Origin of the sequence: Pseudomonas putida S13.1.2 (assembly GCF_000498395.2) — a bacterium.
Classification (GTDB): Bacteria; Pseudomonadota; Gammaproteobacteria; order Pseudomonadales; family Pseudomonadaceae; genus Aquipseudomonas; species Aquipseudomonas putida_Q.
This window is the reverse complement of sequence record NZ_CP010979.1, coordinates 5920001-5946134: the sequence shown is the minus strand read 5'-3', so window position 1 is coordinate 5946134 and position 26134 is coordinate 5920001. Positions and strand designations below refer to the sequence as shown.

Here is a 26134-nt window from a genome sequence, read left to right as displayed (position 1 = left end):
CACTGACAGAGCCACATGCATTTCGACCTGATCGACCTCAAGCTGTTCCAGCACACCCTGGAGTGCGGCAACATCACCGCCGGCGCCAGCCGCAGCCACCTGTCGCTGCCGGCAGCCAGCGCGCGCATCCGCGCCATGGAGGCATCGCTGGGTACCCCGTTGCTGGAGCGTAACCGCCGGGGCGTGCAGCCGACACCGGCTGGTCAGGCACTGCTGCAGCATGCACGCCTGATAGGCCAGCAGGTCGAGCGCCTGCAGTTTGATCTGGGCCAGTACGCGCAAGGGCAGCAGGGCCAGGTACGCCTTTTATGCAACACAGCTGCACTTACGGAATACCTGCCGGAACTGCTGGCCGGCTACCTGGCTGAAAACCCCGGGGTCAGCGTGGAGGTGCAAGAGCTGCCGAGCCTGCGCATTGTGCTGGCGATTACCCAGGGCATGGCGGATTTTGGCATCGTTTCAACCGCCGCGCCCAACGAACACCTGCAGACCCGCCCTTTTCGCGATGACCCGCTGGTACTGGTGACACCCTTGGGCCACCCGCTGGCCAGTGAGGTGGCGCCCCGCTTCATCGACAGCCTGGTGCATGGCTATGTCGGGCTGGGGGCCGGTAGCGCGTTGGCGTTGTACCTGGAAGAACAGGCGCTGCGTGAGGGGCGCCGTATGCAAGTGCGGGTGCGGGCCGAGGGTTTCGATGGGGTGATCCGCATGGTTGCAGGCGGGGCCGGCGTCGGGGTGGTGCCGCTGGCAGCAGTGAAGCGCTGGCAGGGCGTGCTGCCGTTGCACTGGGTGGCGTTGGAGGAGGCGTGGGCCAATCGCAAGTTGCTGGTGTGCGCGCGGGATTTTGCAGCGTTGCCGGGCTATGCCGCAGCACTGCTTGAACGGTTGATGGAAGCCTGAGGTTACGTCAGCGCCTGTCACGGCGCATTCGCGGGTAAACCCGCTTCCACAGAAGAACCGGTATTTCCAAGTTGACGCAAAACATGTGGGAACGGGTTTACCCGCGAAGGATGCTGTTACACAATAACGCCCTACCGCACCACGAAAAAAGGATTTTCCGGTGGCATCGATCTACCAGCTCAAACCCCGCTTCCAGGCCCTGTTGCGGCCAGCAGTCCAGCGCCTATACGACCGCGGTGTCACCGCCAACCAGGTCACCGTCGCCGCCGCCGTGGTATCGATCCTGCTGGGCCTGCTGCTGGCTACCCTGCCCCACATTACCTGGCTGTTCATCCTGATCCCGGTGTGGATGCTGCTGCGCATGGCGCTGAATGCCGTCGACGGCATGCTGGCCAGGGAGTTCGGCCAGCAATCTACCTTGGGCGCCTACCTCAACGAACTCTGCGACGTGATCGCCGACGCGGCCCTGTACCTGCCCTTCGCCCTGCTGGCCGGGGTTTCACCGACGTTGGTGGTGCTGGTGGTGCTGTGCGCCACCTTTAGTGAATACGCCGGTGTCATGGGCCCGCTGGCCGGTGCCTCGCGGCGTTATGACGGCCCCATGGGCAAAAGCGACCGGGCCTTTGCCTTCGGCGTGCTGGGTACCGGCGTCGCCTTTGGCCTGCTGAACGGCAGCTGGATCAATGGTTTGCTGCTGGTCATCCTCGCGCTGTCGCTCTATACCCTCTACAACCGGGTTCGCCAGGGGCTGGCCGAAACCCGCTGAGCCCAAAGTCGCCGCAAATAAGGATGTTGAACATGCGCCAAGCGCAAGCGCTGCACTTCTCTACCCATGACGGTGTCGAGTTGCACTACCGTCATTGGCCTGCCACCCGTAACGAGCACCAGCCCCGCCGAGCCGTGGTGATGTTCCACCGCGGCCATGAACACGGCGGGCGCATGGCCCACCTGGCTGATGAGCTGGACATGCCGGGTTACGACTTCTTCGCCTGGGACGCCCGCGGCCATGGCCAGTCGCCAGGCGCACGTGGCGACAGCCCGGGGTTCGCCACCAGCGTGCGCGACGTGCAAACCTTCATCGAACATATCCAGGCTCATCACGGCATCGTCGAGCACGACCTGGTGGTGCTGGCGCAAAGCGTCGGCGCTGTGCTGATTGCCACCTGGGCCCACGACTACGCGCCCAAGGTGCGCTGCCTGGTGCTGGCCTCGCCCGCGTTCAAGGTCAAGCTGTACGTGCCATTCGCCCGCCCTGGCCTGAAGCTGCTCAAGGCCTTGCGCGGCAACTTCTTCGTCAACAGCTACGTCAAGCCACGCCTGCTCACACACGACCCCGAGCGTGTCATGTCGTACGTGGCCGACCCGCTGATCAGCCGGCCGATTTCGGTGACCATGCTGCTGGGCCTGTACGAAGCCGCTGACCGCGTGGTGGCGGATGCCCAGGCCATTCAGGTCCCGACCCAGTTGCTGGTATCCGGGGCCGACTTCGTGGTCGAGCGCCAGCCGCAGGAACGCTTTTTCGAACGCCTTGGCAGCACGCGCAAGGAAATGCACATCCTGCCGGGCTTCTTCCACGACACCCTTGGCGAGCGTGACCGGGCCCATGCCCTGAAGCGCATCGAGCGGTTTGTGGAACACTGCTTCGCCAGCCCCGCCGCCCTGCCGTCACTGCTCGATGCCGACAAGACCGGCGCCAGTTGCGCCGAAGCCGAAAGCCTGGCTGCACCGTTGCCACGCCACTCGCCGCGTGACCTTTACTGGCGCGCCACCCGCGCGGGGCTAAGCCTGGGCAAGGGGCTGTCTGCGGGTGTGAAACTGGGCTTCGACACCGGCTTCGATTCGGGCAGCACCCTCGACTACGTGTACCGCAACCAACCCACCGGCAAGGGCAAGCTGGGCCGCCTGGTCGACCAGAACTACCTCGACGCCATCGGCTGGCGTGGCATTCGCCAGCGCAAGCTGCACGTCGAGGAACTGCTGCGCTTGGCCATCGCCCGACTGCGCGAACAACAGCGGCCTGTGCACATTGTCGATATCGCCGCCGGCCATGGCCGCTACATCCTCGAAGCCCTGCAAGACCTTGAGCAGTTGCCGGACTCGATCCTGCTGCGCGACTACAGCGAGCTGAACGTGCAGCAAGGCAGCGCGCTGATCACTGAGAAGGGCCTGGCCGACATCGCCCGCTTCGTCCAAGGGGATGCCTTCGACCGCCAGAGCCTGGCCACGCTGGAGCAGCCGCCGACCCTGGCGGTGGTCTCGGGGCTCTACGAACTGTTTCCCAGCAACCAACTGGTGGGCAACTCACTGGCCGGCCTGGCCGATGCCGTGGAAGATGGCGGTTATCTGGTCTACACCGGCCAGCCGTGGCACCCGCAACTGGAGATGATCGCCCGCGCCCTTACCAGCCACAGGGGTGGCGAGGCCTGGGTGATGCGACGCCGCAGCCAGGCCGAAATGGACCAGTTGGTAGAGGCAGCCGGCTTCCGCAAGCTGGCCCAGCGCATCGATGAATGGGGTATTTTCAGCGTCAGCCTGGCACAGCGGGTGCGCTGAATGAACCCACCACGCGAGCCAGGGCTGGTCCGCCGGGGCGTGTTCTGGCTTCTGCTGCTGGGGCCGTTGTTCTTCCTCAGCTACGGGCTGGCGAACAACCATACGGCCGGGCGCAGTGATGTCGGCAGCCTGGTGTTCGGCTGGGAGCGCGGCATGCCGCTGTGGCCCTGGACGATCATCCCGTACTGGTCGATCGACTTGCTCTACGGGCTGTCCTTCCTGCTGCCGCGCACGCGCCAGGAAATGGACCGGCACGCGCTGGCACTGCTCAGCGCACAGGTGATCAGCGTCACTTGCTTCCTGCTGTGGCCGCTACGGTTCACCTTCGAACGGCCGGAGCTGGGTGGGCTGTTCGGCTGGCTGTTCGATGTGCTGATGGGCTTCGACAAACCGTTCAACCAGGCGCCATCGCTGCACATTGCGCTGCTGGTGATCATCTGGACGATGTTTGCCCGGCATGTGCAGCGCCAGCCCTGGCGATGGCTGATGCATGGCTGGATGGCGTTGATCGGGGTGTCGGTGCTGACCACCTGGCAGCATCATTTCATCGATGTACCCACGGGGGCATTGGCGGGGTTTGCCTGCGTCTGGCTGTGGCCGTATCAGGGGCGACTGCCCTGGCAACAGGCGCGCCTTGCACAGGATGCCAAGCGCTGGCGGGTGGCGTTTTACTATGCCGTCGGCGCTATTTTGTGCGCTGTGCCTGCCGTTGTGTCGGGCGGTGCCTGGTTGTGGCTGGCCTGGCCGGCCGTGTCGCTGGCGCTGGTTGCGCTGAACTATGGTGTGTTGGGTGCAGGCGGGTTTCAGAAAGGCGCCGATGGGCGCTTGTCGAATGCGGCCAGCTGGCTGCTGGCACCGTATCTGGTCGGCGCGTGGGCCAATTCGCGGCTATGGACCCGGCACCACCCACAGGCCGATGAAGTGTGCGATGGCGTGCACCTGGGGAGGATCCCTGGGCGCAGCACGCAGTTCGCTGCGCTTGTCGATTTGTGCGCCGAGCTGCCGTGCAAAGCTCAAGGCAGCGCCAACCTTTGTAGGAGCAGCCTTGTGTCGCGAAAGGGCTGCGTAGCAGCCCCGGCATTGTCTGCCGCGAAGCTGCAAAACCGGGGCCCCTTCGCGCCCCTTTCGCGGCACAAGGCCGCTCCTACAACGGCCGCGCCAGCCTTTGAGTATCAGTGTTTCCCTACCCTGGATCTGATAGCGCCGGACGTTGTCCTGCTACAGCAGGCCGCCGAGGCCATCGAGCGCCTGCGCGCCCAAGGCCCCGTACTGGTCTGCTGCGCGCTGGGCTATTCGCGCAGCGCCAGCGCCGTGGCCGCCTGGCTGCTGCTCTCCGGCCGCTGCAGCAACGCCCAGCAGGCCGAAGCACTGATCCGCAAAGCCCGCCCCGGCATCGTCCTGCACCCGGCACACCGGCGGGCCCTGCAACAGCTTGGAGCACAGCCATGAACCTGCGTGTGGTGGCTAGCCTGCTGGGCCGCGGCAAACAGCTGGAACGCTTGTCCGACGGGCTCACCCTGCTGGGCCTGGCGTACGGCCTTGCGCCATTGCTGGGTGCGCCACTTCAGCCGCTGGCCAGCTTGCTGTGCGGGGTGCTGCTGGTGCTTGGCGTGATGCACAAGTACTGGGCCATCCGCGTGGCCATAGATGCCGAACTGTTCACCCACCTCGCCAGCAGCAACCACCTGGCAGCAGACACTCAGGCCCTGGACCGCGCCCTGTTCGAGCTGAAACTGAAACCGCAGGCCACGGACGCCCGCGCCTGGCCTGAACGCAGCCAAGCCGCGTTGAACCTGTTGCGCCGCCAGGCAGTGTGCCTGGGCCTGCAGCTGTCGCTGGCCTTGGCTACCCTGCTGACACTGCCTTTGAAGGGATGACCACCGATCCATGCTCGCCAATCTGACCGCCTACCTCATCACCTCCGCCGCCCGCCTGATCACGGGCGCCCGCGCGCTGTGGCTGGGGTGCACGCCGCTGCCGGTACAGCGCTTGTACTTCGCCAACCACAGCAGCCACGGTGACTTCGTGCTGCTGTGGGCTTCACTGCCGCAACCCTTGCGCAAACGCACCCGCCCGGTGGCCGGCGCGGACTACTGGGCCAAGCCGGGCATGCGCGATTTTCTCATTCGCAAGGTGTTCAACGGCGTATTGATCGACCGCCAACGCAGCGAAGGCCAAGGCAGCCCGCTACAGCCGATCCTTGAGGCCGTGGCCCAAGGCGACTCGCTGATCTTCTTCCCGGAAGGCACGCGTAACCTGGGCGACGAGCCATTGATGCCGTTCAGGAGCGGGTTGTACCACCTGGCCGCGGCCAACCCCGATGTCGAGCTGGTACCGGTATGGATCGCCAACCTCAACCGGGTGATGCCCAAAGGCCGCGCCCTGCCCCTGCCGTTGCTGTGCACACTGAGCTTTGGCGAACCCCTGCACCTGCACGCTGATGAAAGCAAGCAGGCCTTTCTCGAGCGGGCCAGCCAGGCCCTGCTGAACCTGGCCCCGAAGGATGCCTGACATGGACGACAACACCCTTTCCCTGTTCGCCGGCATCGGCGCCCTGCTGCTGCTCGCCAGCGTGACCGGCCGCCTGCTCAAGTGGCGCGCCGGCCCGGCGCCACACGCGGTGATCGACAACCTCAACGCCCGCATCAACGCCTGGTGGGTGATGGTGCTGGTGATCGGCATCGCCTTCCTGTTTGGTAAATACGGCGTGATCGTGCTGTTCTATGGCGTGTCGTTCTACGCCCTGCGCGAGTTCATGACCCTCACCCCGACCCGCCGCAGCGACTACCCGGCGCTGGTGGCAGCGTTTTATGTGGCACTGCCGGTGCAGTACGTGCTGATTGCCATGGACTGGTACGGCCTGTTCAGCATCTTCATCCCGGTGTACCTGTTCCTGCTGCTGCCGATTTTGGCCAGCTTCGGCGGCGATACCACGCGCTTTCTCGAACGTGCGTCAAAGGTGCAGTGGGGGCTGATGATCGCGGTGTACTGCGTGTCGTCGGTACCCGCCTTGATGACCCTGGACATCCCCGGCTACGAGGGGCGCAACCTGCTGCTGATCGCCTGGCTGATCCTGGTGGTGCAGATCAGCGACGTGCTGCAATACGTGTGCGGCAAGTTGTTTGGCAAGCACAAGGTGGCCCCCAACCTGTCACCGTCCAAGACCGTGGAAGGGTTGGCCGGCGGCGTGGCACTGGCCACGCTGATCGGCGCCCTGTTGTGCTGGATCACCCCGTTCACCTTCTGGCAGGCCGCGCTGATGGCGTTGGCGGTCAACGCCATGGGCTTCTTCGGCGGGCTGGTGATGTCGGCGATCAAGCGCGACCGTGGGGTGAAAGACTGGGGGCACATGATCGAAGGCCACGGCGGCATGCTCGACCGCATGGACTCGGTGTGCTTTGCCGCGCCGGTGTTCTTCCACTTTGTGCGGTACTGGTGGGCGTAACGAATGCACGCGTCCGCGATCAGTGTGAAAGCGCCAGTTCTCGCAACGCAGCCGAAGCCAGAAAACCGGAGCGGGATGCATAACGGTGATCACGCTTCACTTTTTCGTCTATCCGCTGAAGCAGGTTTTCCGGCAGCGTTGCATTGAAGCGAACCGCTTTGCCCAGATAGGGGGTGACGTCAAAATCCACTACGGCCCACACCCCGCCTTCATAGTCGGGGTTCGCCACATGGACATCGACTTCCTGTGCCTGCGGCAACGGCTCGTTATCTGCTACCAACCCTTCGAAATGAAGCGCCAGCGCCTCCTGAACGTTCTCCAGCGCCTGTGCGACTGTAGCGCCGGCGGAGAAGCAACCGGGCACATCGGGAACGGTCACGCCGTAATCCGAGCCGGTGTCTTTGTGTAATACAACCGGAATCTTCATTGATTACCTCCGTTGACGCTCGTGCTGGCAACGCTACCGGTTTGAATCAGACCGGCCTGTTTCAGAATGCTGCGTACCGTGCCTTTGGGCAGCTCGGTCTTGGGATGAGGAACAGTTACTCGCCCCTTTTTTGTGGGGTGCCGAAATTGGTGATGACTGCCTTTCACCTCGACCTCATACCACCCGTCAGCTTCGATTAGCTGGATGACTTCACGACTGCGCATGCACACTTCCTTCGGCAGTCGATGTGTATCATACACACCGAATTAACCAGAACAAAGCGCAGTACACACTATGCATACGTCTTCAGACTAGCGGACAGTCTGGATGAATCTGTAGGGACATGCGGAGTGACATGAAGGAAGTATCACCCTGCCACCAATGTCCTTGGAATCGTTGCCGACTCATGCCGCCGCAAGCGCCGACAGTGTGCACGTTGGGCTTGCGCACATCACTGTCGAGCTAAAACGTCTGGCATAGCGCGACCAGACAGCTGGACGTCGAGCCCAGGCAACTGCGGCTCGGCCGATGGCCCTATGGTGACCCGTCATTCAGCCAGTCACCAGGAGTTGTCCCATGTCCGATTTCATCACCGTGCTGCGCGAAACCTGCCCGACGCCGGTCGTGGACGCCACCAAGTGGAAGCGCATCGGCGGCGATCCGCACACCGTCAACCTCAATGCCTACCTGTCGGCCGACGGCAGCAAGATCATGGGCACCTGGATCTGCACCCCGGGCAAGTTCGAGGTCAACTACGAGAAGTGGGAGTTCTGCCACTTCCTCGATGGCTACTGCATCATCACGCCGGAAGGCGAAGAGCCGAAGCACCTGAAAGCCGGTGACGTGTTCGTGATCGAGCCCGGGATGAAAGGCACCTGGGAAGTGGTCGAGACCGTGCGCAAGTATTTCGTCTTCGCCTGATTTGTAAACTTCACCGGCCCTATCGCCGGCAAGCCGGGCTCCCACAGGTACAGCACTGGCCTCCAATCCAGCGCTGTACCTGTGGGAGCCCGGCTTGCCGGCGATAGGGCCGGAACAGGCAAAAAAAATCGCGGGGCAGGTGCCCTTCCCTCTGGTGCGCAGTTACAGAGGGAAGGCCGCCTGGCCCGCGATGAAGCCCACCTCTTGCGTCAATCTTTCTTGCGATAACCCTCGACGATGGCCGAGAAGTCTTTGCCTCCCTCGCCACGCAGGCTCATGGCCTGATACAGCTGCTGGGCCACGGCGCCGAGGATCACAGGTTGGTGCGCCTGGCGTGCCGCTTCGGTGGCCAGCCCCAAATCCTTGAGCATCAGTTCGGCGCCAAAGCCGCCGGTATAGCCACGGGATGCCGGCGCCGTTTCGATAATGCCCGGCCACGGGTTGTAGGTATCCGAACTCCAGCAACGCCCGGTCGAACTGTTGATGATGCCGGCCAGCACCTTGGTATCGATACCCAGCGCGTTGCCCAGGGCCATGGCCTCGGACACACCGATCATCGAGATGCCCAACAGCAGGTTGTTGCAGATTTTGGCGATCTGCCCGGTGCCGACCTCACCGCAGTGCACGATGTTGCGGCCCATCTGCTCCAGTACCGGCTTGAGCGTGGCGAACAGCTCGGCGCTGGCACCGACCATGAAGGTCAGGGTGCCCGCCGCCGCGCCGCCGGTGCCACCGGACACCGGCGCGTCGCCCATGTCCACGCCCTTGGCCGCTGCCGCCCTGGACACATCGCGGGCGGTCTGTGGGTCGATGGTGCTGCAGTCCACGGTAGGCGTACCGGCACGAATACCGGCCAGCACGCCATCTTCGTTCAGGTACACGCTGCGCACATGGGCCGCAGCCGGCAGCATGGTGATCACCAGCTCGCTGTTGGCCGCCGCGTCCTTGGGCGACGGGCTGATCTGCCCACCCAGTTCTGCCAGCTCGGCCAGCACGGCCTTGTTGAGGTCGAACAGGTTCAGTTGGTGCCCGGCCTTGATCAGGTTGCGGGCCATGGGCGCGCCCATGTTGCCCAAGCCGATGAATGCAATACGCATGACTTCTCCTTAGCGCAGGCTGATGGTGGTGTTCACACCGTCATTGACGCTGTCGTCATCGAACCAGCGGGCGGTGACGGTCTTGGTCTGAGTGTAGAACTGCACCACTTGCTTGCCGTACGGGCCGAGGTCGCCGAGCTTGGAGCCACGGGAGCCGGTGAAGCTGAAGAACGGGACCGGTACAGGGATCGGGATGTTGATGCCGACCTGGCCGATATCGATTTCGCTCTGGAACTTGCGCGCCGCGGCGCCGCTCTGGGTGAACAGGCCGGTGCCATTACCGAACGGGTTGGCGTTGACCAGCGCGATGGCCTCATCGAGGGTATCGACCTCCAGGGTTACCAGCACCGGGCCGAAGATTTCCTGGGTATACACCTGCATGTCGGTCTTCACGCCCGAGAACAGGGTTGGGCCAACGAAGTTGCCTTGCTCGTAACCCGGCACAGTGACCTCGCGGCCGTCGAGTTCCAGCTTGGCGCCTTCCTTGATGCCGCTTTCGATCAGGCCCAGCACACGCTCCTTGGCGCGCTTGGAAACCACCGGGCCCACGTCGGTGCCCGGTTCGCAGCCGGCATTGACCTTGAGCTTGCTCGCCGCGTCCTTGATGTCGGGCAGCCACTCACGGGCCTTGCCCACCAGCACCGCCACCGAGGTGGCCATGCAGCGCTGGCCCGCCGCGCCGAAGGCGGCGCCGACCAGGGCGTTGACGGTTTGCGTGCGGTTGGCATCGGGCAGCACCACCGCGTGGTTCTTGGCGCCCATCATCGACTGCACGCGCTTGCCGTGCTGGCTGCCAAGGTTGTACACGTGGGTCCCGACTTCAGTAGAGCCGACGAAGGAAATGGCCTTGATGTCCTGGTGCGTGCAGATGGCGTCCACCACTTGCTTGCCACCGTGCACTACGTTGAGCACGCCCGCCGGTACGCCGGCTTCCAGCGCCAGCTCGACCAGCAGCATGGTCGACAGCGGATCCTGCTCGGACGGTTTGAGCACGAAGGTGTTGCCGCAGACGATGGCCATGGGGAACATCCACAGCGGGATCATTGCCGGGAAGTTGAACGGGGTGATACCGGCGCATACGCCGATTGGCTGGCGCAGGGTGTAGGTATCGACACCGCCCGCGACGTTCTCGGCGAACTCGCCCATTTGCAGGGTGCCAATGGACGCGGCGTGCTCGACCACTTCCAGGCCGCGGAAGATATCGCCTTCAGCATCGGCCAGGGTTTTGCCCTGCTCGGCGCTGAGCACCTGGGCAATGCGTTTGGTGTGTTCGCGGATCAGCGCCTGCAGCTTGAGCATGATGCGCATGCGCGCGCCGATCGGGGTATTTCGCCAGGTCTGGAAGGCGCGGTGGGCAGCGGCCACAGCAGCGTCGACTTCCTCGACAGTGGCGAACGGCACGCGCGCCAGCACCTCTTGGGTGGCCGGGTTGACGATGTCGCGCCATTCGGTAGTTTTCGATTCGACCCACTGGCCGTCGATCAGCAGCTTCACCTGCTCGATCCTGGTGCTGTTAGGGGACTGCGGTGCGTTCATCTGCGTTCTCCTTGGAATTATTGTCGGGACGAGATCGCCAGCGCCAAGCAAACGCGAGGTGGCGTCCTGAGGCTTGTTTCGAGTATAGATGTGCAAACATCCAACAAGAACGCACAAAAAAACCGGATCATCATGCAAAAAGACCTCACATCCCTGAGCGCGCTCAACTGGGACGACCTGAAGTTTTTCCTCGAAGTGGCGCGCACCCGCAAAGCCAGCAGCGCCGCCAAACGCCTGAGCGTGGACTACACCACGGTGTCGCGGCGCATCAGCTCGCTGGAAGGGGCGCTGGGCACGTTGCTGTTCGAAAAATCGCGGACCAACGGCTTTGTCCTCACCGCCGAGGGCCAACGCTTGCTCGGCTATGCCGAGTCGATCGAAAGCACGCTGCACATGGCGTGCGAGCAGGTGTCCGGGTCGGGCGTAGCGTTGTCGGGGCATGTACGCATGGGCTGCACCGAGGGCTTCGGCAGCTTTTTCGTGACCCCGCAACTAAGCCACTTCGTCGATGCCTACCCGGCGATTTCTGTGGATATCCTTCCGCTGCCGCACTTCATCAGCCTGTCCAAGCGCGAGGCGGACATCGTCATTGCATTGGAGCGGCCGGAGCATGGGCCTTATGTGTGCTGCAAGCTGTGCGATTACCGCTTGCGGCTGTACGCAACCCAGGATTACCTGGACAGCCACACCCCGATCCGCCAGGTGGCCGACCTGGCCAGGCACCCGTTCATCAGTTACGTGGACGACCTGGCGTTCAGTTCGGAGCTTTTGTACCTGGCCAACCTGATTCCCGGCGCCAGCGCGCACTTGCGCAGTACCAGCGTCATTGCCCAGTACACGGCCGCACTGCAGGGGCGTGGGTTGGCGATACTGCCGTGTTTCCTTGCGGCGCAAGACCCGCGACTGGTGACGGTGCTGCCGGAGGAGATCGAGGTGACGCGGCAATTCTGGATGTATTGCCGGGAGGATTTGCGCAAGTTGAAGCGGATTACCCTGTTGTGGGATTACATCCGTGGGGTGACCGAGGCGAATGCGCCGTTGTTGATGGGGGAAACCCGCGAGATGCGCTTTGCCCAGGAATAATGGGGCTGCATAGCTCCTTTGTAGGAGCAGCCTTGTGCTGCGAAGGGGCCAGTCATGGCAATACAACTGCTGTGCCTGGTCTGGCCTCTTGGCAGCACAAGGCTGCTCCTACAGAGAAATGTGATAGCTCAGAGGACAGCGGTCAGTAGGACGCCACCACTATCGACACCCGACGGTTCTCGGTACGCCCGGCACTGGTGCGGTTGTCCGCCACCGGCTGGCTGCTACCCAGGCCACGGCTCTGGATATTCTGCGCCTGCATGCCAACCCCTACCAGCGCCCTGGTCACGCTCTGCGCACGGCGTTCGGACAGCTGCTGGTTGTACGCCGCCTTGCCCGACGAATCGGCATGCCCGTCCACCCGTACACCCTGGATGCCAACGCCAAGCAGCGCCTTGCCAATGCGCTCGACAATCGCCTGGCTCGGGCCGTTAAGGCCATCCAGGTCGCTGCCGAACAGCACTTTGCCAGACAAGTCGTAGGCCCAGCCTTCATCGGTTGGGGTAAAGCCTTCGCGCTTGAGTACGGCAATCTGTTCGGGGGTCAGGCCCTTTGGGGGTGCGCTCTGGCAACCGGTCAGCGCCAGCACGGCGAGCAACAAGGCCCAAAGGGGAAAACGTATAGCGTGTATCACGGGTTCAACTCCTGTTCTTGATTTCATTGGCGGACCGTTCCGTCTGCGCCACTTGCCAATGGCCTCGGCGTTTGCGCTTGGCCTGGTACATCGCCGCATCGGCGGCATTCAGAAGACTGGCGGGGTCAGTGCCGTCATCCGGGTAATAGGCAATACCGACACTCAGTGAGGTGGCGATACTGCGGCCACTGTCCAGCTGCACGGGCAGCTTCATGCTGGCAACAATCTTCTCGGCGATGAGCTCGGCGTCCTCGCGCGACTGCAAAGGTGTGAGCAGTACCGCGAACTCATCACCGCCCAGGCGTGCCACCAGGTCGTGCTCGCGCAGTTGGGCACGCACACGGTCGGCCACGCTGATCAGTACTTCGTCACCCACGGCATGGCCGAGGGTGTCGTTGATCTGCTTGAAGTGGTCGCTGTCGAGGAACAGCAGCGCCAGGTGGTCCTGCTGCCGCGCAGCGTTACGCACGCTGCGGTTCAGGCGCCCTTCGAAGAAAGCGCGGTTGGGCAGGCCGGTCAGGCTGTCGTGGCTGGCCTGGTGGGCCAGGGTCTGGTTTTCGTTCTGCAGGTGGCTGTGCCATACCTCGAGTTCGTCGAGCAGGGCGTTGAAGTCGTTGCCCAGTTCGTTGAGTTCGGCAATCGGCGCCTCCGGCACACGGCGGTCGAAACTGCGCTCGCGGCGAGCGGCGTGGGCGACACTGGCCAGGCCACGTAGCGGGCGGGTGATGTCGTTGAGCAGGCGCCGTGACAGATACTGGGCCGCCAAGGCGCTGAGAATCGTGCAGAACAGGATGCCAGCCAGGCCGCTGAGCAAAAACAGCAACAGGCTACGGCCCTGGCCGACCAGCTCGATGTGCCCGACCTGCTGTTGCTGGTGCAGGATCGGCAGGTTGATCGGCTCATCCAGCAAGGCAGTGGCAACCTGCACTTCAAGCTTGGCGAGCATGCCAGTATCGGCGCGTTGCCAGTGCGCCAGCAGCTCGCCTTCGCCGTTGAAGACCTTGGCCTCGGCCACTTCCTCTTTACTGGCGATCAGTGCCAGCGATTCATTGGCTGCGGCACTGTCGTCGAATACCACTGCCGCTTCCACGGTGTAGTTGATCGAACGGGCGATCAGGTGCAGGTTGTGGTTGGCGTAGACGCGCAGGGCGAGCACGCCCAACAGGGTGAGTGAAATACCGGCCAGGCCCACGGCGAGCAAGGCAACGCTGAGGTGGCCACGGCCAAGCACCGAGCGCAGGGTCGGGCGCACACCATGCTTGCGGGTCGGCTTCATGGCTGCACCGCCCGGCGCCGCGATAATTGCAGCACACTGGGGTGGATGCGTACCCCGGAACGCGCCACCGAGTCGAGGTTGACGTCAAAGGCCACCTGCTGGTCGCTGACCCGCAGGCAGAACAGGCTGCCAACCGTGCACGGGTCGTTCGCTTCGCTGATGCTCAGTACCGGATGGCCGCTGACACGCTCGAACAGCCGATCACGCTGGCCTTGGTCAAGTTTGCCGATGTAAATGGCATCGCAGGCCTGGGCAACCTGAGTGTCTTCTGCCAGCAGGCGCCGCACCTGCAGCGGGCGGCCGGACTCCTGCACATGGCCTTTGATCAGGTCATCGGCGTATTCGGTCGGGCCGACCAGGCACAAGCGCAAGGGTGAAGGTTCGACGGGCCAGCGGGCGTAACTGAAGATGCCGAGTACCACTTGGGTGACGGCCTTGGCACGTTGCTGCGCCTGGGCGGCGGTTGTGCCGGGGTCTGCCTGGGCAGGGCCTGCGCAAAGGAACAGGACGGCCAGCAATAGCGAAAGCGCACAGCTTGTCACTCGCCTTGCGGCCACCTTCATGTGGGAAATCTCTTAAAGTCCCTTCCGATATCGGCGCAACGATAGCACATGGCCGCATCGTTGTATGAGAGACGCTGATTTCAGAGGCGCATGCGGTCCCTGTGGGAGCGGGTTCACCCGCGAAGCAGACGACGCGGTGGATGGCACCGGCTACGCCGGTGTTCGCGGGTAAACCCGCTCCCACAAGATCCGCATGCATTATCGAGTTTTTGGTGAAACCGCGATTCCCCAAGGCTAGACCTGTTCCAGCATCAACCCGGAAATACGCCGCACCTTGCGCGCCACCGCTTCTTCGAAAATACCCTGACGTGGCTCGACCAGGCTGAAGCAATGCTTGGCCCGGGTGATGCCGGTGTACACCAGTTCCTTGGTCAGCACCGGGTTGAGCGCATCCGGCAGCACCAGGGCCGTGTGGCTGAACTCCGAGCCCTGGGACTTGTGTACGGTCATGGCAAATACCGTTTCCACTTCATTGAGCCGGCTCGGCAGAACGAAACGCACACCACCACTGCCGTCGTTACGCGGGAAGGCTACGCGCAGCAGCGGCTCACCGTGCTCATCCGGCAGGCGCAAAGCGATGCCGATATCACCGTTCATCAGGCCCAAGCCGTAGTCATTGCGGGTTACCAACACCGGGCGGCCTTCGTACCAGGGCTGCTGGCTGTCGATCAGCCCGGCATTGTGCAGTACCCGCGCCACCCGTTCGTTGAGGCCTTCGACACCCCAGGCGCCACGGCGTACCGCACACAGCAACTGGAAGTCCTCGAAGCTGTGCAGCACCCTGCCCGCCCATTGCTCCCAGGCGGGGTCGTCAAATGCGGTGTCGAGTGCAGGCCGGTAGCGGCCAAGGGTGCGCAGGTAGCTGCGGTAGCCCTGCGGGCCTTCGGCACCGCGGTTAAGGCCGTCGAGCAGCAGGCGGTCGAAAGCCCGGTCCTGCTCGTGCTTGAGGGCAAGGCTGTGCACGTCGGCCGGCGGCGCGGCCAGCAGGTTACGCGCTGCATGGGAGTCCTGGCGGTTGACCAGCCGCGCCAGCTGACCAATGCCGCTGCCTTCCCCGAAGCGCCGTGAGAAGCGCAGCATCACCAATTGCTGGGCCAGCGGGTTGCGCTGCTCATCACCGGCCTTGAGGCCGCTGGCGGCCAGCGACTCGCCACTGATCTGTTCCAGCCACGCTGAGGTCGCCGGCGAGTAATAACCCTCCTCGGCATCCCGGCACAGGTCACCCAGTACCGCACCGGCCTCGACCGAGGCCAGCTGGTCCTTGTCGCCCAGCAGCACCAGGCGCGCGCGGGGTGGCAGGGCGTCGAGCAGGTTGGCCATCATTTCCAGGTCGATCATCGACGCTTCGTCGACCACCAGCACATCCAGCGGCAGCGGGTTGCCCGCATGATGGCGGAAGTGCCGCGAGCCGGGCCGGCTGCCGAGCAGACGGTGCACGGTGCTGACTTCGGTAGGAATTTGCCCGCGTACTTCGGCGCTGACCTGCAAGCGCTCGACTTGCTGGCCAATCGATTCGGTCAGGCGCGCAGCAGCCTTGCCGGTCGGCGCGGCCAAGCGGATGCGCAGCGGCCTGCCCTGCTCCACTGCCGGCCCCTGCAGCAAGGCCAGCAGGCGCACCACGGTAGTGGTTTTACCCGTGCCGGGGCCACCGGTGATGATGCTGAAACCGGCACGGGTAGCCAGCGCACAGGCGAGCTTCTGCCAGTCCACCTGGCCCGCTGGCGCACCGCCCTCGAACAATTGCGCCAGGCGGCCTGACAGGTCGGCCAGCGGCGCTTCGGCCTGGGTCAGGCGCTGGCGCAAGGTATGGTCGATACGCCGCTCGTAGCTCCAGTAACGGCGCAGGTACAGGCGCTCTGCGCTGAGCACCAGTGGCCTCGCTTGTTGGCCTGGGGTATCGCCTGCGGCCACCAGTGGGCTGGCGGCGATGCGGTCGCGCCAGGCCTGCAAGTCGAGGTTGGCCAGCAACTGCGACGGCAGCAGCAAGGGCCCGATCAGGGCGTCGCCTTCCGGCGGCAGCGACAATGCGAAATCGGGCTCGGCCAGGGTTTGTTGCAGGTCCAGGCAGACATGCCCGTGGCCCAATTGGTGGCTGGCCAGCGCCGCCGCCAGCAATAGCAAGGGGTCGCTACCGGGGGCGCGCTCTTCGAGGAACGAGACGAAGGCGCGGTCCAGGGCACGCAGCCAGCCCCGCTCTACCCAGCGATCGAGCAGTTGCAGCAGGTCGCCGCTGTCATGCTGTGGCGCCAGCGCCAGCAGGTGCTCGGCGTGCAACGGGGTGGGCAACAGGTCGACTAGGTTTCGGCTCATGGCACGGCTCCGGCAAACAGGTCCTGCTGTGCCGGCGCATGCTCGCCACGGAACAGCGCATCAAGGCGTTCGATCAGCTCACGCGGTGGCTTGGTGTGGTACACGCCTTGGCCGCTGCTGCTGGCACCCCGCAGGAAGATGAACAAGGCACCGCCAACATGGCGGTCGTAGTCGTAGTCCGGCAGGCGAGCGCGCAACTGGCGGTGCAGCGCCAGAAGGTACAACACGTACTGCAGATCGTAGCGGTGCTCCAGAATGGCCTTTTCCATGGCCATGGCGTCGTAGGCCTGGATATCCACGCCCAACCAGTTGGACTTGTAGTCGGTGACGTAGTAACGCCCGTCCAGCTCGAACGCCAGGTCGATGAAGCCTTTGAACATGCCGTTGAGCACGGTCGGCTGCGCCGCCGGGCGCGCCAGGCCGGGGTGGGTGTGGCGTGCGACAAGGCGATCGAGTTGCTCGGCGTCGACCCGGTGGCTGGCGAACCAGAACTCCATTTCGATCTGGTAATGACGCAACTGCCCCAGCGTCACGCCCTGGTCGCTGCCCGGCAATGGCAGCGCCTCGCCCAGCAGGCGTTGCATCCACTGGCTGAGGGTGGGAATCCAGCCGGCCCAGTCACGGCGGTTGCAGCGCTGGCCCACGGTACGCTCGATCAGCTGAGGGTTGTCGCTGACCTGGCTGAAGCCCTCGCGCCCCGCCCACTCCAGCAAACCATGCAGGAAAGTGCCAGGGTTCGGCCCCCGCGGAAAGCGGTGGATATCGCCGCTGTCGGCCGGGACCTCGCGCAGCAGCTGGGCATCGGCCACTTCATCATCCAGCAGTTGCTGGGCCTGTGAGCTGTCGGCAACGAGCGTCTGATCGCCGATGCGCAGGGCGCTGTACGAGGCGATCCACCAATGCTCGGCTGCCGCGCGGCGCGGTTTGCGTGCGGGCAAAAGCTCACGTTCGGCGTGGGGCATGCGATACACGCGTTCATCCGCCTGCGGCAGGCCCGGGCAAGTGATGTGCGGGCAGGTTGACGCCAACGCCTGCAACCAGCCTGCAAGCTGCTCCGAGCCCGCCAAGGCAAGGCCGCCACCCAGCAGGTAGCCAAAGGCTGAGCGGTGCAGCTGCGAACTCTTCTGGTTGCCGCGCTTGAGGTCGGCAACACCGAGCCAGCAAGCATGCTGGGCGCGGGTGAGGGCTACGTAGAGCAGGCGCAGGTCTTCGGCCAGGCGCTCGTCGTCGGCGCGCTCGATCTGTTGCTGGTCCGGAGTGAGGGTGAGGTGAGCGTTACCTTCGCTGTCATGCCAGGCCAGCGGCAGGCGGCTGCCATCCACCGGTTTGCTGGTGCAGATGAACGGCAGGTAGACCAGGGGATACTCCAGGCCCTTGGACTTGTGGATGGTCACCACTTTGACCAACTGTTCGTCGCTCTCCAGACGCAGGATCTGCTCTTCACCGGCCTGCCCGGAACTGGCCAGTTGTTCGGCGAGGTGACGGATCAACGCCTGTTCACCGTCCAGCTCACCCGCGGCCTGCTGTAGCAGCTCGGCCAGGTGCAGCAGGTTGGTCAGTACACGTTCGCCATCACTGCGGCGCACCAGCGTGCGCGGCAGCTGGAAGTCATGCAGCAGGTGCCGCAGCATGGGCAGCACGCCTTGGCGTTGCCAGGTATCGCGATAATGACGAAAACGCATGACCCAACCTTCCCAGACCCGTTCGTCCTGGTTCAAGCGGTCCAGCGCGGTCAGCGACAGGCCCAGTGTAAGGCTGGCCAGTGCGGCCTTGAGCAGGCGCTCCGAGTCTGGCTCAGCGCAGGCCTTGAGCCAGGCCAGCAGGTCGTGGGCCTCTTGGGCGGCGAACACCGAGTCCTTGTCGGACAAATACACACTGCGCACATCGCGTGCGGCCAGCTCGGCGCGGACCATCTGCGCTTCATGGCCATCACGCACCAGGATGGCGATGTCGGAGGGCAGGCAGGGGCGCAATTCGCCTTCGGCGTTCTGGAACCCCGCCGTGCCCTGCTGACCGCCATTGAGCAGGGCAACGATATGGCTGGCGCAACTGGCTGCCAGCTGCTGGCGATAGACACTGCTGGAGACTGGCTCCTCGCTCTCCAGCTGCCAGCACTGCAGGGCTGCACTGGGTTCCCCGTCAATCAGCAACTGTTCGCTACGCCCCTTGGCGCGGACCTCGATGAATGGCAGCGGGTTGTCATCGGCCTCGCGGAACAGGAATGCGCCCCGCCCCGCTTCACGCGCCTCGGCCTGCAGGAACACCTGGTTGACGGCCGCGACCATGGCCTTGCTGGACCGGTAGTTGGTATCCAGGCTGTGCAGGCGGCCGCTGGTGGCGCGCCGTGCGGCAAGGTAGGTGTAGATGTCGGCGCCCCGGAAGGCATAGATCGCCTGCTTGGGGTCGCCGATCATGAAAAGGCCGGTTTCTGCGCGGTTTTCGCTGATCTGGTAGATACGCTCGAAAATACCGTACTGAACCGGGTCGGTGTCCTGGAATTCGTCGATCAGCGCTACCGGAAACTGCTCGCGGATCAGGCTGGCCAGGCGCTCGCCGGCCTCACTGGCAAGCGCGTGCTGCAAGCGCACGAGCATGTCGTCGAAGCCCATTTCGGCACGCCGGCGCTTCTCCACTTCGAAACGCGCGGATACCCAATAGGCCGCATGCTCGAGCAGCGGGGCATCCGGGCTGTCCAAGGCCTGCAATTGTTGCTGCAAGCTCTGCATGGCGTTCAGGCCCGGGTGCTCGGGAGGCTCCCCCTTCCAGGCCTCGGCCATGCCGGCCGGGGTCAGGCGGGTAAAGCCCGTGCCCAGGTCGAGCTCCACCAGTTGCTCATCCCCGGCCCAGGCGCAGAGCTTGTCGAACCAGGGCTCGAAGTAACGGGCTTGCATCTTGCGGCCATCGACCTGCTTGGCGGCCAGCGCATCGCGGCAGATCTGCCGCAGTTCCTCCGCCCATTGCGCCCACGGTGCCTTCAGCCGGGCCAACTGTTCGCCACGTTGCTGCAGCGATGCCTGGATCAGTGCGGCTGGCTCCGGCCCGTCCTGCTGGGCGCGTACGCGGCCGAACAGTGGGCGAATGCGTGGCAGCAAAGCGTCAGGGCTGCCCCAGTTGCCACGTACCCAGGCCAGTGCGTCACCTTGCATGCCATAGCAGAAGCGCCGCCAGTAATCGCGCATGACCTGGCCCAGCAACTCGCTATGGTCGGTTTCCAGGGTCTGGGTGAACAGGCTGCCGCTGTCGAAGGCGTGCTCGCGCAGCATGCGCTGGCACCAGCCGTGGATGGTCGATACCGCAGCCTCGTCCATCCACTGCACGGCGATTTCCAGGCGGCCTGCACAACGCGGCCAAGCCTCTTGCGGGTAATCGTCACGCAGCTGATGCAACAGCGGATCGGCGCCTTCCAGTTCGCCACGGAAGAACCGTGCAGCCTCTGCCAGGCGGGCGCGGATGCGTTCGCGCAGCTCTTTGGTGGCAGCATCAGTGAAGGTGACCACGAGGATCTGCGGTGGCAGCAGTTCGCGTTCGAAGCCCTGCTCACCACCGTGACCGAGGATCAGCCGCAGGTACAGCGCCGAAATGGTAAAGGTCTTGCCCGTGCCGGCGCTGGCCTCGATCAGCTGGCTGCCGTGCAGGGGGAAACTCAGTGCCAGGGGACGGTCCTGGGTCATGCGCCTTTCTCCGGGTTGCCCAGGGTCTGCCACGGGGCGGTGAACAATGGGCGGTACAAGGTTTCGCACCAGCCTTCGAAGGTTTCGTCGGCGCTAAGCGCGGCAAAGTCGCGGAACTGGCGGGCCAGGGCAACGCTTTCACTTCGCTCGCCAAAACGGGTGCGTTCATCGCCTTCGTAGGCGCGGGCCGCTGCGGCCAGGGCTTTATCAGCATCGTCCTGGGCCAGCCAGGCAAACGCGGTTTTGGCCGCGACGGGCAACGGCGCATTCATCGCCGCCTGACGGGCCACCAGCAAGTCGCCCAACAGTTGCGCAGCCTGCTCTTGCGGCAGCGGCGCAAGCAACAGGGTCAGGTCGCTGGCTACCAGTGCACTGTTATAGGGGTAGCCTGCCGCACAGGCCGCCAGGTGGGTAACCCAGGGGGCGATCAAACGGTGCCACTTGAGGTTGTTGCGCCCTGCGCTGATTGTGTTAGGTACGGTGGTGATACTCAGCAGGCTCTGGTCATCCGCCTGGAAGACCCGTCCCAGCCAGCCTTCGAGACGGTGCGGGCCGTGCTCGAAATGCACCGGCAAAGCGCCTTCGACCGGCTGCGGCCAGCGTTGCAGCAACTGCTGGTGACGTTGCAGCAGGTCGGGGAGCGGTTCGATCAACTCGCTTTGCAGCAGCTCGCCGAAACCGGCCAGCGGCAGCAAACCGCAAGCCTGAAGGCGCCGGGCCTGGGCCCGCAACGCCTGTTCGGCGTTGCCCGGCTCGGCCAGCGCAGCGCCGAGCAGGCTTTCACTGGCGCCGTAGCGTTGCAGGGTATCCAGGACAAAAGGTTCTTCGTCCGGGGTAGGCGTTTCCAGCGCCTCGAAGTACACCTTCAAGCGCTGGCTGAAGAAATGCCGCACCGGGTGGCGCAAGAAGTCGTTGAGCTGGGTCAGGCTCAGGGCTTCATCGTCAAGGTAAGGCGGCAGGCCGGTGTCACCCTGCTCATCCTCCTCGCCCTTTTGGTGTAGCAGCTGCCATTCGTGGGCAAAGCTGAACAACGGGCTGCCCTTCTGGAAGTAACGAGCGCTGAAAGGCTGCAGGGGATGCTCCTGGGTCAGTGCGTGCAGCAGTTGCTCGCCCGGCTGCGCTGCCGGCCCCTCCTGCGCGCCGGCCAAGTGCCAGCCAGCTGCGATGTGATCACGCAATTGGCCGATCAGCACCGAGGCAGGTCGCTCGCTGTTGTCGCGAATGCTGCGCCCGACCCAGCTGACATACAGCTGGTCACGCGCCGACAGTAGCGCTTCCAGCAGCAGGTAACGATCGTCTTCGCGCCGTGAGCGGTCACCGGGGCGGTAGTCGCTGGCCATCAGGTCGAAGTCCAGCGGTTGCTGGGCGCGCGGGTAGTCACCATCGTTCATGCCCAGCAGGCAGACCACCCGGAACGGGATGGCGCGCATGGGCATGAGGGTACAAAAGTTCACCGAGCCGGCGAGGAAGCGTTGCGACAGCTTGCCCTGGTCGAGGCCCGACAGCCAGGCTTCACGCACTACGGTCAGCGGTAACGGGTCTTGCAGGCCGACCGCCTCGCACACTTCAAGCCAGCCATCGCGCAGCTCCTGCAGTTGCATCAGCAGGAGCTCGTCCCGCTCGCCCTCGGCGAGGAAAAACACCTGCAGCAAGGCATGCAGGCGCTCACCCCACTGGCTGACTGTCGCAGGCTCGGCCAAGGCCTGGCAGGCAACTTCGAGCGCATCGAGCAGTGCTACCAGCGGGCCGATCAGTGCCGCGTCCAGCCCACCGATTTCATCGTAGGGTTCAATGCCGTCACAGGCCTCGCCCACACCCACGGCATAGCCCAGCAGCATGCGCCGCAGGCCGAAGCGCCAACTGTTCTGTTCAAGCCCGGCAGGCAAGCCCAGGCTGGCCCGCTGCTCGGCGTTGATGCCCCACCGGATGCCCGCACCCTCGATCCAGCGGTGCAGCGTGGGCAGGTCGTTTTCGCGGATGCCAAAGCGGGCGCGGACGGCCGGTACGTCCAGCAGGTCGAGTACTTCGCTGACTGCGAAGCGGCTGTCCGGCAACTTGAGCAGGTGTTCGAGGGCGATCAGTAAAGGCTCGCGACCGCGCTGGCCCTGGTCGGTGAGGGTGAACGGAATGTAGCGCGGGTCATTGCGTTGCAACTGGCCGAACACTGCGCGGACATGCGGGGCGTAGGTGTCGACGGCCGGCAGCATGACGATCACGTCACGTGGGCGCAACGTCGGGTCGGCGCTGAAGCGGGCCAGCAGCTGGTCATGCAGGATCTCCACTTCGCGTTGCGGGCTGTGGGCAATGTGGAACCGAACCGAGCGGTCTTTCGCCGTGTCGACTGCCGGCCACAGCTCGCGGGTTTCGGCGAGTGGGCGCAGTTCGAGAATGTCGTCCTGCAGTTGGTTGAGCAGCGTTGTGGGCGAACCGTCACTGAAGAGGTCGATGCGGCCATCGCTGAACACCCCCTGGTAGCTGCCCGGGTCGTCATAGCTGTCGAGCAGGTTGATATAGTCGCGGCCTTGTTTGCCCCAGGCCGCCAGCAACGGGTGGGCATGTTGATGCAGCGACTGGTCGTCCAGTTGCAGGGGCATGCCCTGCTTGCGCTGCTGGCGCTTGTACTGATGGCGCAGCAGGTCCTTGTCGGCAACGATATCGGCCCAGTGGTGGCGACAGGGGTTGTGCACACACAGCAGCACCTGACTGAAGCGCGCCAGGCCCGCCAATGCTTCCAGGGCCTGAGCTGGCAGCGAAGAGATGCCGAACACGATCACCCGCGGTGGGAGCCCTGCGGGTGCCTGCTGCAAGCTGTTGATACGCTCGACAAAGCGTTGGTGCACCCCGGCGCGGCTCTGTGCCATCCCCTCTTGGCCGACATCCTCCAGCAATGCACGCCACAGTTCGGCTTGCCAGCGGTTGCCTGGGGGCAGCGCTTTGCGCTCACCGCGGGCGGTGCTGACGATGTGCTCGCCGGCAGCCCAGTCCTTGAGCCAATCGGCGCGGTAGACCTGGTACTGGTCGAACAGGTCGGCCAGGCGCTCGGCGAGCTGGTAGCGCTTGCGTAGGTCACTGTCGTCGGTGAGAAAGCGCCGCAGCGGCTCGAAATGCGGGCGCTCGACCAGAGCTGGTAACAGGCGCATCAGGCGCCAGGTCAGCGGAGCTTTGTCCAGCAGCGAAACCTCGGGAATTTCGTCGCGGCCCAACACGCTTCGGTACAACTGCCACATGAAGCTGCCAGGCAGTTGCACATCGATTGCGGCGGCGATGCCGCAGCCGCCCTGGTCATCTTCCTGCGGGTCTTCAGCCAGCGCCAACTTGAGCCATTGGGCGATGCCATTGCTTTGCACCAGGGCAATTTCGTTTTCCAGCGGCGCCAAGGGGTAGCGACGCATCCAGCTCACCACCAGGCTGCGCAAGTCGTCGAGGCGGTTGCCATGGACGATCATGAAGCCGGGGTGGAGGTGGGTGATGTTGGGCATCGGAGGGTCTCTGGCAGGCGCTGATGGCTGAGGGGGGAAGATATCACGCGAACATGAAAGGGCCGAATGCCACCCTTTGAGCGCCCTTGGCTGGCATTGCACCCTGCTCCTACAGGGGTTCAGGCAGGGCTGGGGATATTTGCGCCGCAAAGACAAAACCCCTACCTGCATGCGCAGATAGGGGTTTTGCGAAATGAATCTTGACGATGACCTACTCTCACATGGGGAAACCCCACACTACCATCGGCGATGCATCGTTTCACTGCTGAGTTCGGGATGGGATCAGGTGGTTCCAATGCTCTATGGTCGTCAAGAAATTCTGTAGCCAGAATGTCCAGATGGACAGCCCAGCGAATCCGGATATGCGATATTTGTGGTTTGTTGCGAACTTTCGGTTCGTGTCATCTTCACCACCGCAATCTGCGTCAGCAAATTGCTTGGGTGTTATATGGTCAAGCCTCACGGGCAATTAGTATTGGTTAGCTCAACGCCTCACAGCGCTTACACACCCAACCTATCAACGTCGTAGTCTTCGACGGCCCTTTAGGGGATTCAAGATCCCAGTGAGATCTCATCTTGAGGCAAGTTTCCCGCTTAGATGCTTTCAGCGGTTATCTCTTCCGAACATAGCTACCCGGCAATGCCACTGGCGTGACAACCGGAACACCAGAGGTTCGTCCACTCCGGTCCTCTCGTACTAGGAGCAGCCCCTCTCAAATCTCAAACGTCCACGGCAGATAGGGACCGAACTGTCTCACGACGTTCTAAACCCAGCTCGCGTACCACTTTAAATGGCGAACAGCCATACCCTTGGGACCGGCTTCAGCCCCAGGATGTGATGAGCCGACATCGAGGTGCCAAACACCGCCGTCGATATGAACTCTTGGGCGGTATCAGCCTGTTATCCCCGGAGTACCTTTTATCCGTTGAGCGATGGCCCTTCCATACAGAACCACCGGATCACTAAGACCTACTTTCGTACCTGCTCGACGTGTGTGTCTCGCAGTCAAGCGCGCTTTTGCCTTTATACTCTACGACCGATTTCCGACCGGTCTGAGCGCACCTTCGTACTCCTCCGTTACTCTTTGGGAGGAGACCGCCCCAGTCAAACTACCCACCATACACTGTCCTCGATCCGGATAACGGACCTGAGTTAGAACCTCAAAGTTGCCAGGGTGGTATTTCAAGGATGGCTCCATGAGAACTGGCGTCCCCACTTCAAAGCCTCCCACCTATCCTACACAAGCAAATTCAAAGTCCAGTGCAAAGCTATAGTAAAGGTTCACGGGGTCTTTCCGTCTAGCCGCGGATACACTGCATCTTCACAGCGATTTCAATTTCACTGAGTCTCGGGTGGAGACAGCGCCGCCATCGTTACGCCATTCGTGCAGGTCGGAACTTACCCGACAAGGAATTTCGCTACCTTAGGACCGTTATAGTTACGGCCGCCGTTTACCGGGGCTTCGATCAAGAGCTTCGCTTGCGCTAACCCCATCAATTAACCTTCCGGCACCGGGCAGGCGTCACACCCTATACGTCCACTTTCGTGTTTGCAGAGTGCTGTGTTTTTAATAAACAGTCGCAGCGGCCTGGTATCTTCGACCGGCATGGGCTTACGGAGCAAGTCCTTGACCCTCGCCGGCGCACCTTCTCCCGAAGTTACGGTGCCATTTTGCCTAGTTCCTTCACCCGAGTTCTCTCAAGCGCCTTGGTATTCTCTACCTAACCACCTGTGTCGGTTTGGGGTACGGTTCCCAGTTATCTGAAGCTTAGGAGCTTTTCTTGGAAGCATGGTATCAACCACTTCGTCGCCTAAAGGCAACTCGTCATCAGCTCTCGGCCTTGAAATCCCGGATTTGCCTAAGATTCCAGCCTACCACCTTAAACCTGGACAACCAACGCCAGGCTGGCCTAACCTTCTCCGTCCCTCCATCGCAATAACTGGAAGTACAGGAATATTAACCTGTTTTCCATCGACTACGCTTTTCAGCCTCGCCTTAGGGACCGACTAACCCTGCGTCGATTAACGTTGCGCAGGAAACCTTGGTCTTTCGGCGTGCGAGTTTTTCACTCGCATTGTCGTTACTCATGTCAGCATTCGCACTTCTGATACCTCCAGCAAGCTTCTCAACTCACCTTCACAGGCTTACAGAACGCTCCTCTACCGCATCACCAAAAGGTGATACCCGTAGCTTCGGTGCATGGTTTGAGCCCCGTTACATCTTCCGCGCAGGCCGAC

Annotated in this window: 19 protein-coding genes and 2 rRNA genes (1 of these 21 only partly in view); 9 read left to right on the top strand and 12 right to left on the bottom strand. The window is 63.4% G+C overall.

The genetic code is table 11. From position 1 onward, the window contains the following. Window positions 1-15: 15 nt before the first annotated feature. The 7 genes from N805_RS26230 to N805_RS26200 all read left to right on the top strand — a co-directional run bounded on the left by N805_RS26230 (window position 16) and on the right by N805_RS26200 (window position 6898). Window positions 16-900, top strand: a complete 885-nt coding sequence (locus tag N805_RS26230; RefSeq protein ID WP_019473097.1) for a LysR family transcriptional regulator — start codon at window positions 16-18, stop codon at window positions 898-900. Between the two features lie 160 nt (window positions 901-1060). Beyond that, window positions 1061-1666, top strand: a complete 606-nt coding sequence (locus tag N805_RS26225; RefSeq protein ID WP_019473098.1) for a CDP-alcohol phosphatidyltransferase family protein — start codon at window positions 1061-1063, stop codon at window positions 1664-1666. Between the two features lie 32 nt (window positions 1667-1698). Next, window positions 1699-3453: a bifunctional alpha/beta hydrolase/class I SAM-dependent methyltransferase gene (locus tag N805_RS26220; RefSeq protein WP_019473099.1), complete on the top strand. Its 1755-nt coding sequence runs from the start codon at window positions 1699-1701 to the stop codon at window positions 3451-3453. Continuing rightward, the gene (locus N805_RS26215) at window positions 3454-4902 is read left to right on the top strand and encodes a phosphatase PAP2/dual specificity phosphatase family protein (protein ID WP_019473100.1); all 1449 of its coding nucleotides are present in this window, start codon (window positions 3454-3456) and stop codon (window positions 4900-4902) included. After that, window positions 4899-5330, top strand: a complete 432-nt coding sequence (locus N805_RS26210; protein ID WP_019473101.1) for a hypothetical protein — start codon at window positions 4899-4901, stop codon at window positions 5328-5330. Before N805_RS26215 ends, N805_RS26210 begins: the two co-directional genes overlap by 4 nt. 10 nt (window positions 5331-5340) lie before the next feature. Next, window positions 5341-5964, top strand: a complete 624-nt coding sequence (locus N805_RS26205; RefSeq protein ID WP_019473102.1) for a lysophospholipid acyltransferase family protein — start codon at window positions 5341-5343, stop codon at window positions 5962-5964. Window position 5965: 1 nt separating this feature from the next. Continuing rightward, a complete protein-coding gene (locus tag N805_RS26200; RefSeq protein WP_016489124.1) occupies window positions 5966-6898 on the top strand; it encodes a phosphatidate cytidylyltransferase in 933 nt (310 codons plus the stop codon). Window positions 6899-6917: 19 nt separating this feature from the next. Here N805_RS26200 and N805_RS26195 read toward each other — a convergent pair whose 3' ends face one another. Together N805_RS26195 and N805_RS26190 are read right to left on the bottom strand one after the other, a co-directional pair. After that, on the bottom strand, window positions 6918-7325 hold the full coding sequence (locus N805_RS26195; protein WP_016497905.1) for a type II toxin-antitoxin system HicB family antitoxin: 408 nt from the start codon (window positions 7323-7325) through the stop codon (window positions 6918-6920). Then, window positions 7322-7549, bottom strand: a complete 228-nt coding sequence (locus tag N805_RS26190; RefSeq protein WP_019473103.1) for a type II toxin-antitoxin system HicA family toxin — start codon at window positions 7547-7549, stop codon at window positions 7322-7324. Before N805_RS26190 ends, N805_RS26195 begins: the two co-directional genes overlap by 4 nt. A gap of 352 nt (window positions 7550-7901) precedes the next feature. Between N805_RS26190 and N805_RS26185 the strand changes: the two genes are divergently transcribed. Beyond that, window positions 7902-8246 carry a cupin domain-containing protein gene (locus N805_RS26185; RefSeq protein WP_003258412.1) on the top strand — a complete coding sequence of 115 codons (345 nt, stop codon included), beginning with the start codon at window positions 7902-7904 and terminating at the stop codon, window positions 8244-8246. A 209-nt stretch (window positions 8247-8455) separates the two neighbouring features. Here N805_RS26185 and mmsB read toward each other — a convergent pair whose 3' ends face one another. Both mmsB and N805_RS26175 read right to left on the bottom strand, forming a co-directional pair. Further along, on the bottom strand, window positions 8456-9343 hold the full coding sequence (gene mmsB / locus N805_RS26180) for a 3-hydroxyisobutyrate dehydrogenase (protein ID WP_019473211.1): 888 nt from the start codon (window positions 9341-9343) through the stop codon (window positions 8456-8458). A gap of 9 nt (window positions 9344-9352) precedes the next feature. Then, window positions 9353-10879, bottom strand: a complete 1527-nt coding sequence (locus N805_RS26175) for a CoA-acylating methylmalonate-semialdehyde dehydrogenase (RefSeq protein ID WP_019473212.1) — start codon at window positions 10877-10879, stop codon at window positions 9353-9355. Between the two features lie 132 nt (window positions 10880-11011). Between N805_RS26175 and N805_RS26170 the strand changes: the two genes are divergently transcribed. Next, a complete protein-coding gene (locus N805_RS26170) occupies window positions 11012-11962 on the top strand; it encodes a LysR family transcriptional regulator (protein WP_019473213.1) in 951 nt (316 codons plus the stop codon). Window positions 11963-12104: 142 nt separating this feature from the next. Here N805_RS26170 and N805_RS26165 read toward each other — a convergent pair whose 3' ends face one another. From N805_RS26165 to N805_RS26130, 8 genes are all read right to left on the bottom strand, one after another. Then, window positions 12105-12596, bottom strand: coding sequence for an OmpA family protein (locus N805_RS26165; protein ID WP_019473214.1), 492 nt, complete (start codon window positions 12594-12596; stop codon window positions 12105-12107). A 4-nt stretch (window positions 12597-12600) separates the two neighbouring features. After that, a complete protein-coding gene (locus N805_RS26160) occupies window positions 12601-13872 on the bottom strand; it encodes a diguanylate cyclase domain-containing protein (protein ID WP_019473215.1) in 1272 nt (423 codons plus the stop codon). Next, window positions 13869-14435, bottom strand: a complete 567-nt coding sequence (locus tag N805_RS26155) for a YfiR family protein (RefSeq protein WP_019473216.1) — start codon at window positions 14433-14435, stop codon at window positions 13869-13871. Before N805_RS26155 ends, N805_RS26160 begins: the two co-directional genes overlap by 4 nt. 234 nt (window positions 14436-14669) lie before the next feature. After that, window positions 14670-16745 carry an exodeoxyribonuclease V subunit alpha gene (recD, locus tag N805_RS26150; RefSeq protein WP_019473217.1) on the bottom strand — a complete coding sequence of 692 codons (2076 nt, stop codon included), beginning with the start codon at window positions 16743-16745 and terminating at the stop codon, window positions 14670-14672. Next, window positions 16742-20416, bottom strand: a complete 3675-nt coding sequence (recB, locus tag N805_RS26145; RefSeq protein ID WP_019473218.1) for an exodeoxyribonuclease V subunit beta — start codon at window positions 20414-20416, stop codon at window positions 16742-16744. Before recB ends, recD begins: the two co-directional genes overlap by 4 nt. Further along, the gene (gene recC / locus N805_RS26140) at window positions 20413-23895 is read right to left on the bottom strand and encodes an exodeoxyribonuclease V subunit gamma (protein ID WP_019473219.1); all 3483 of its coding nucleotides are present in this window, start codon (window positions 23893-23895) and stop codon (window positions 20413-20415) included. The genes recB and recC overlap by 4 nt, the downstream gene beginning before the upstream one ends. 198 nt (window positions 23896-24093) lie before the next feature. Then, window positions 24094-24209 (bottom strand): 5S ribosomal RNA (gene rrf / locus N805_RS26135). A gap of 134 nt (window positions 24210-24343) precedes the next feature. Continuing rightward, window positions 24344-26134, bottom strand: a 23S ribosomal RNA gene (locus N805_RS26130); it runs 1102 nt beyond the window's last position.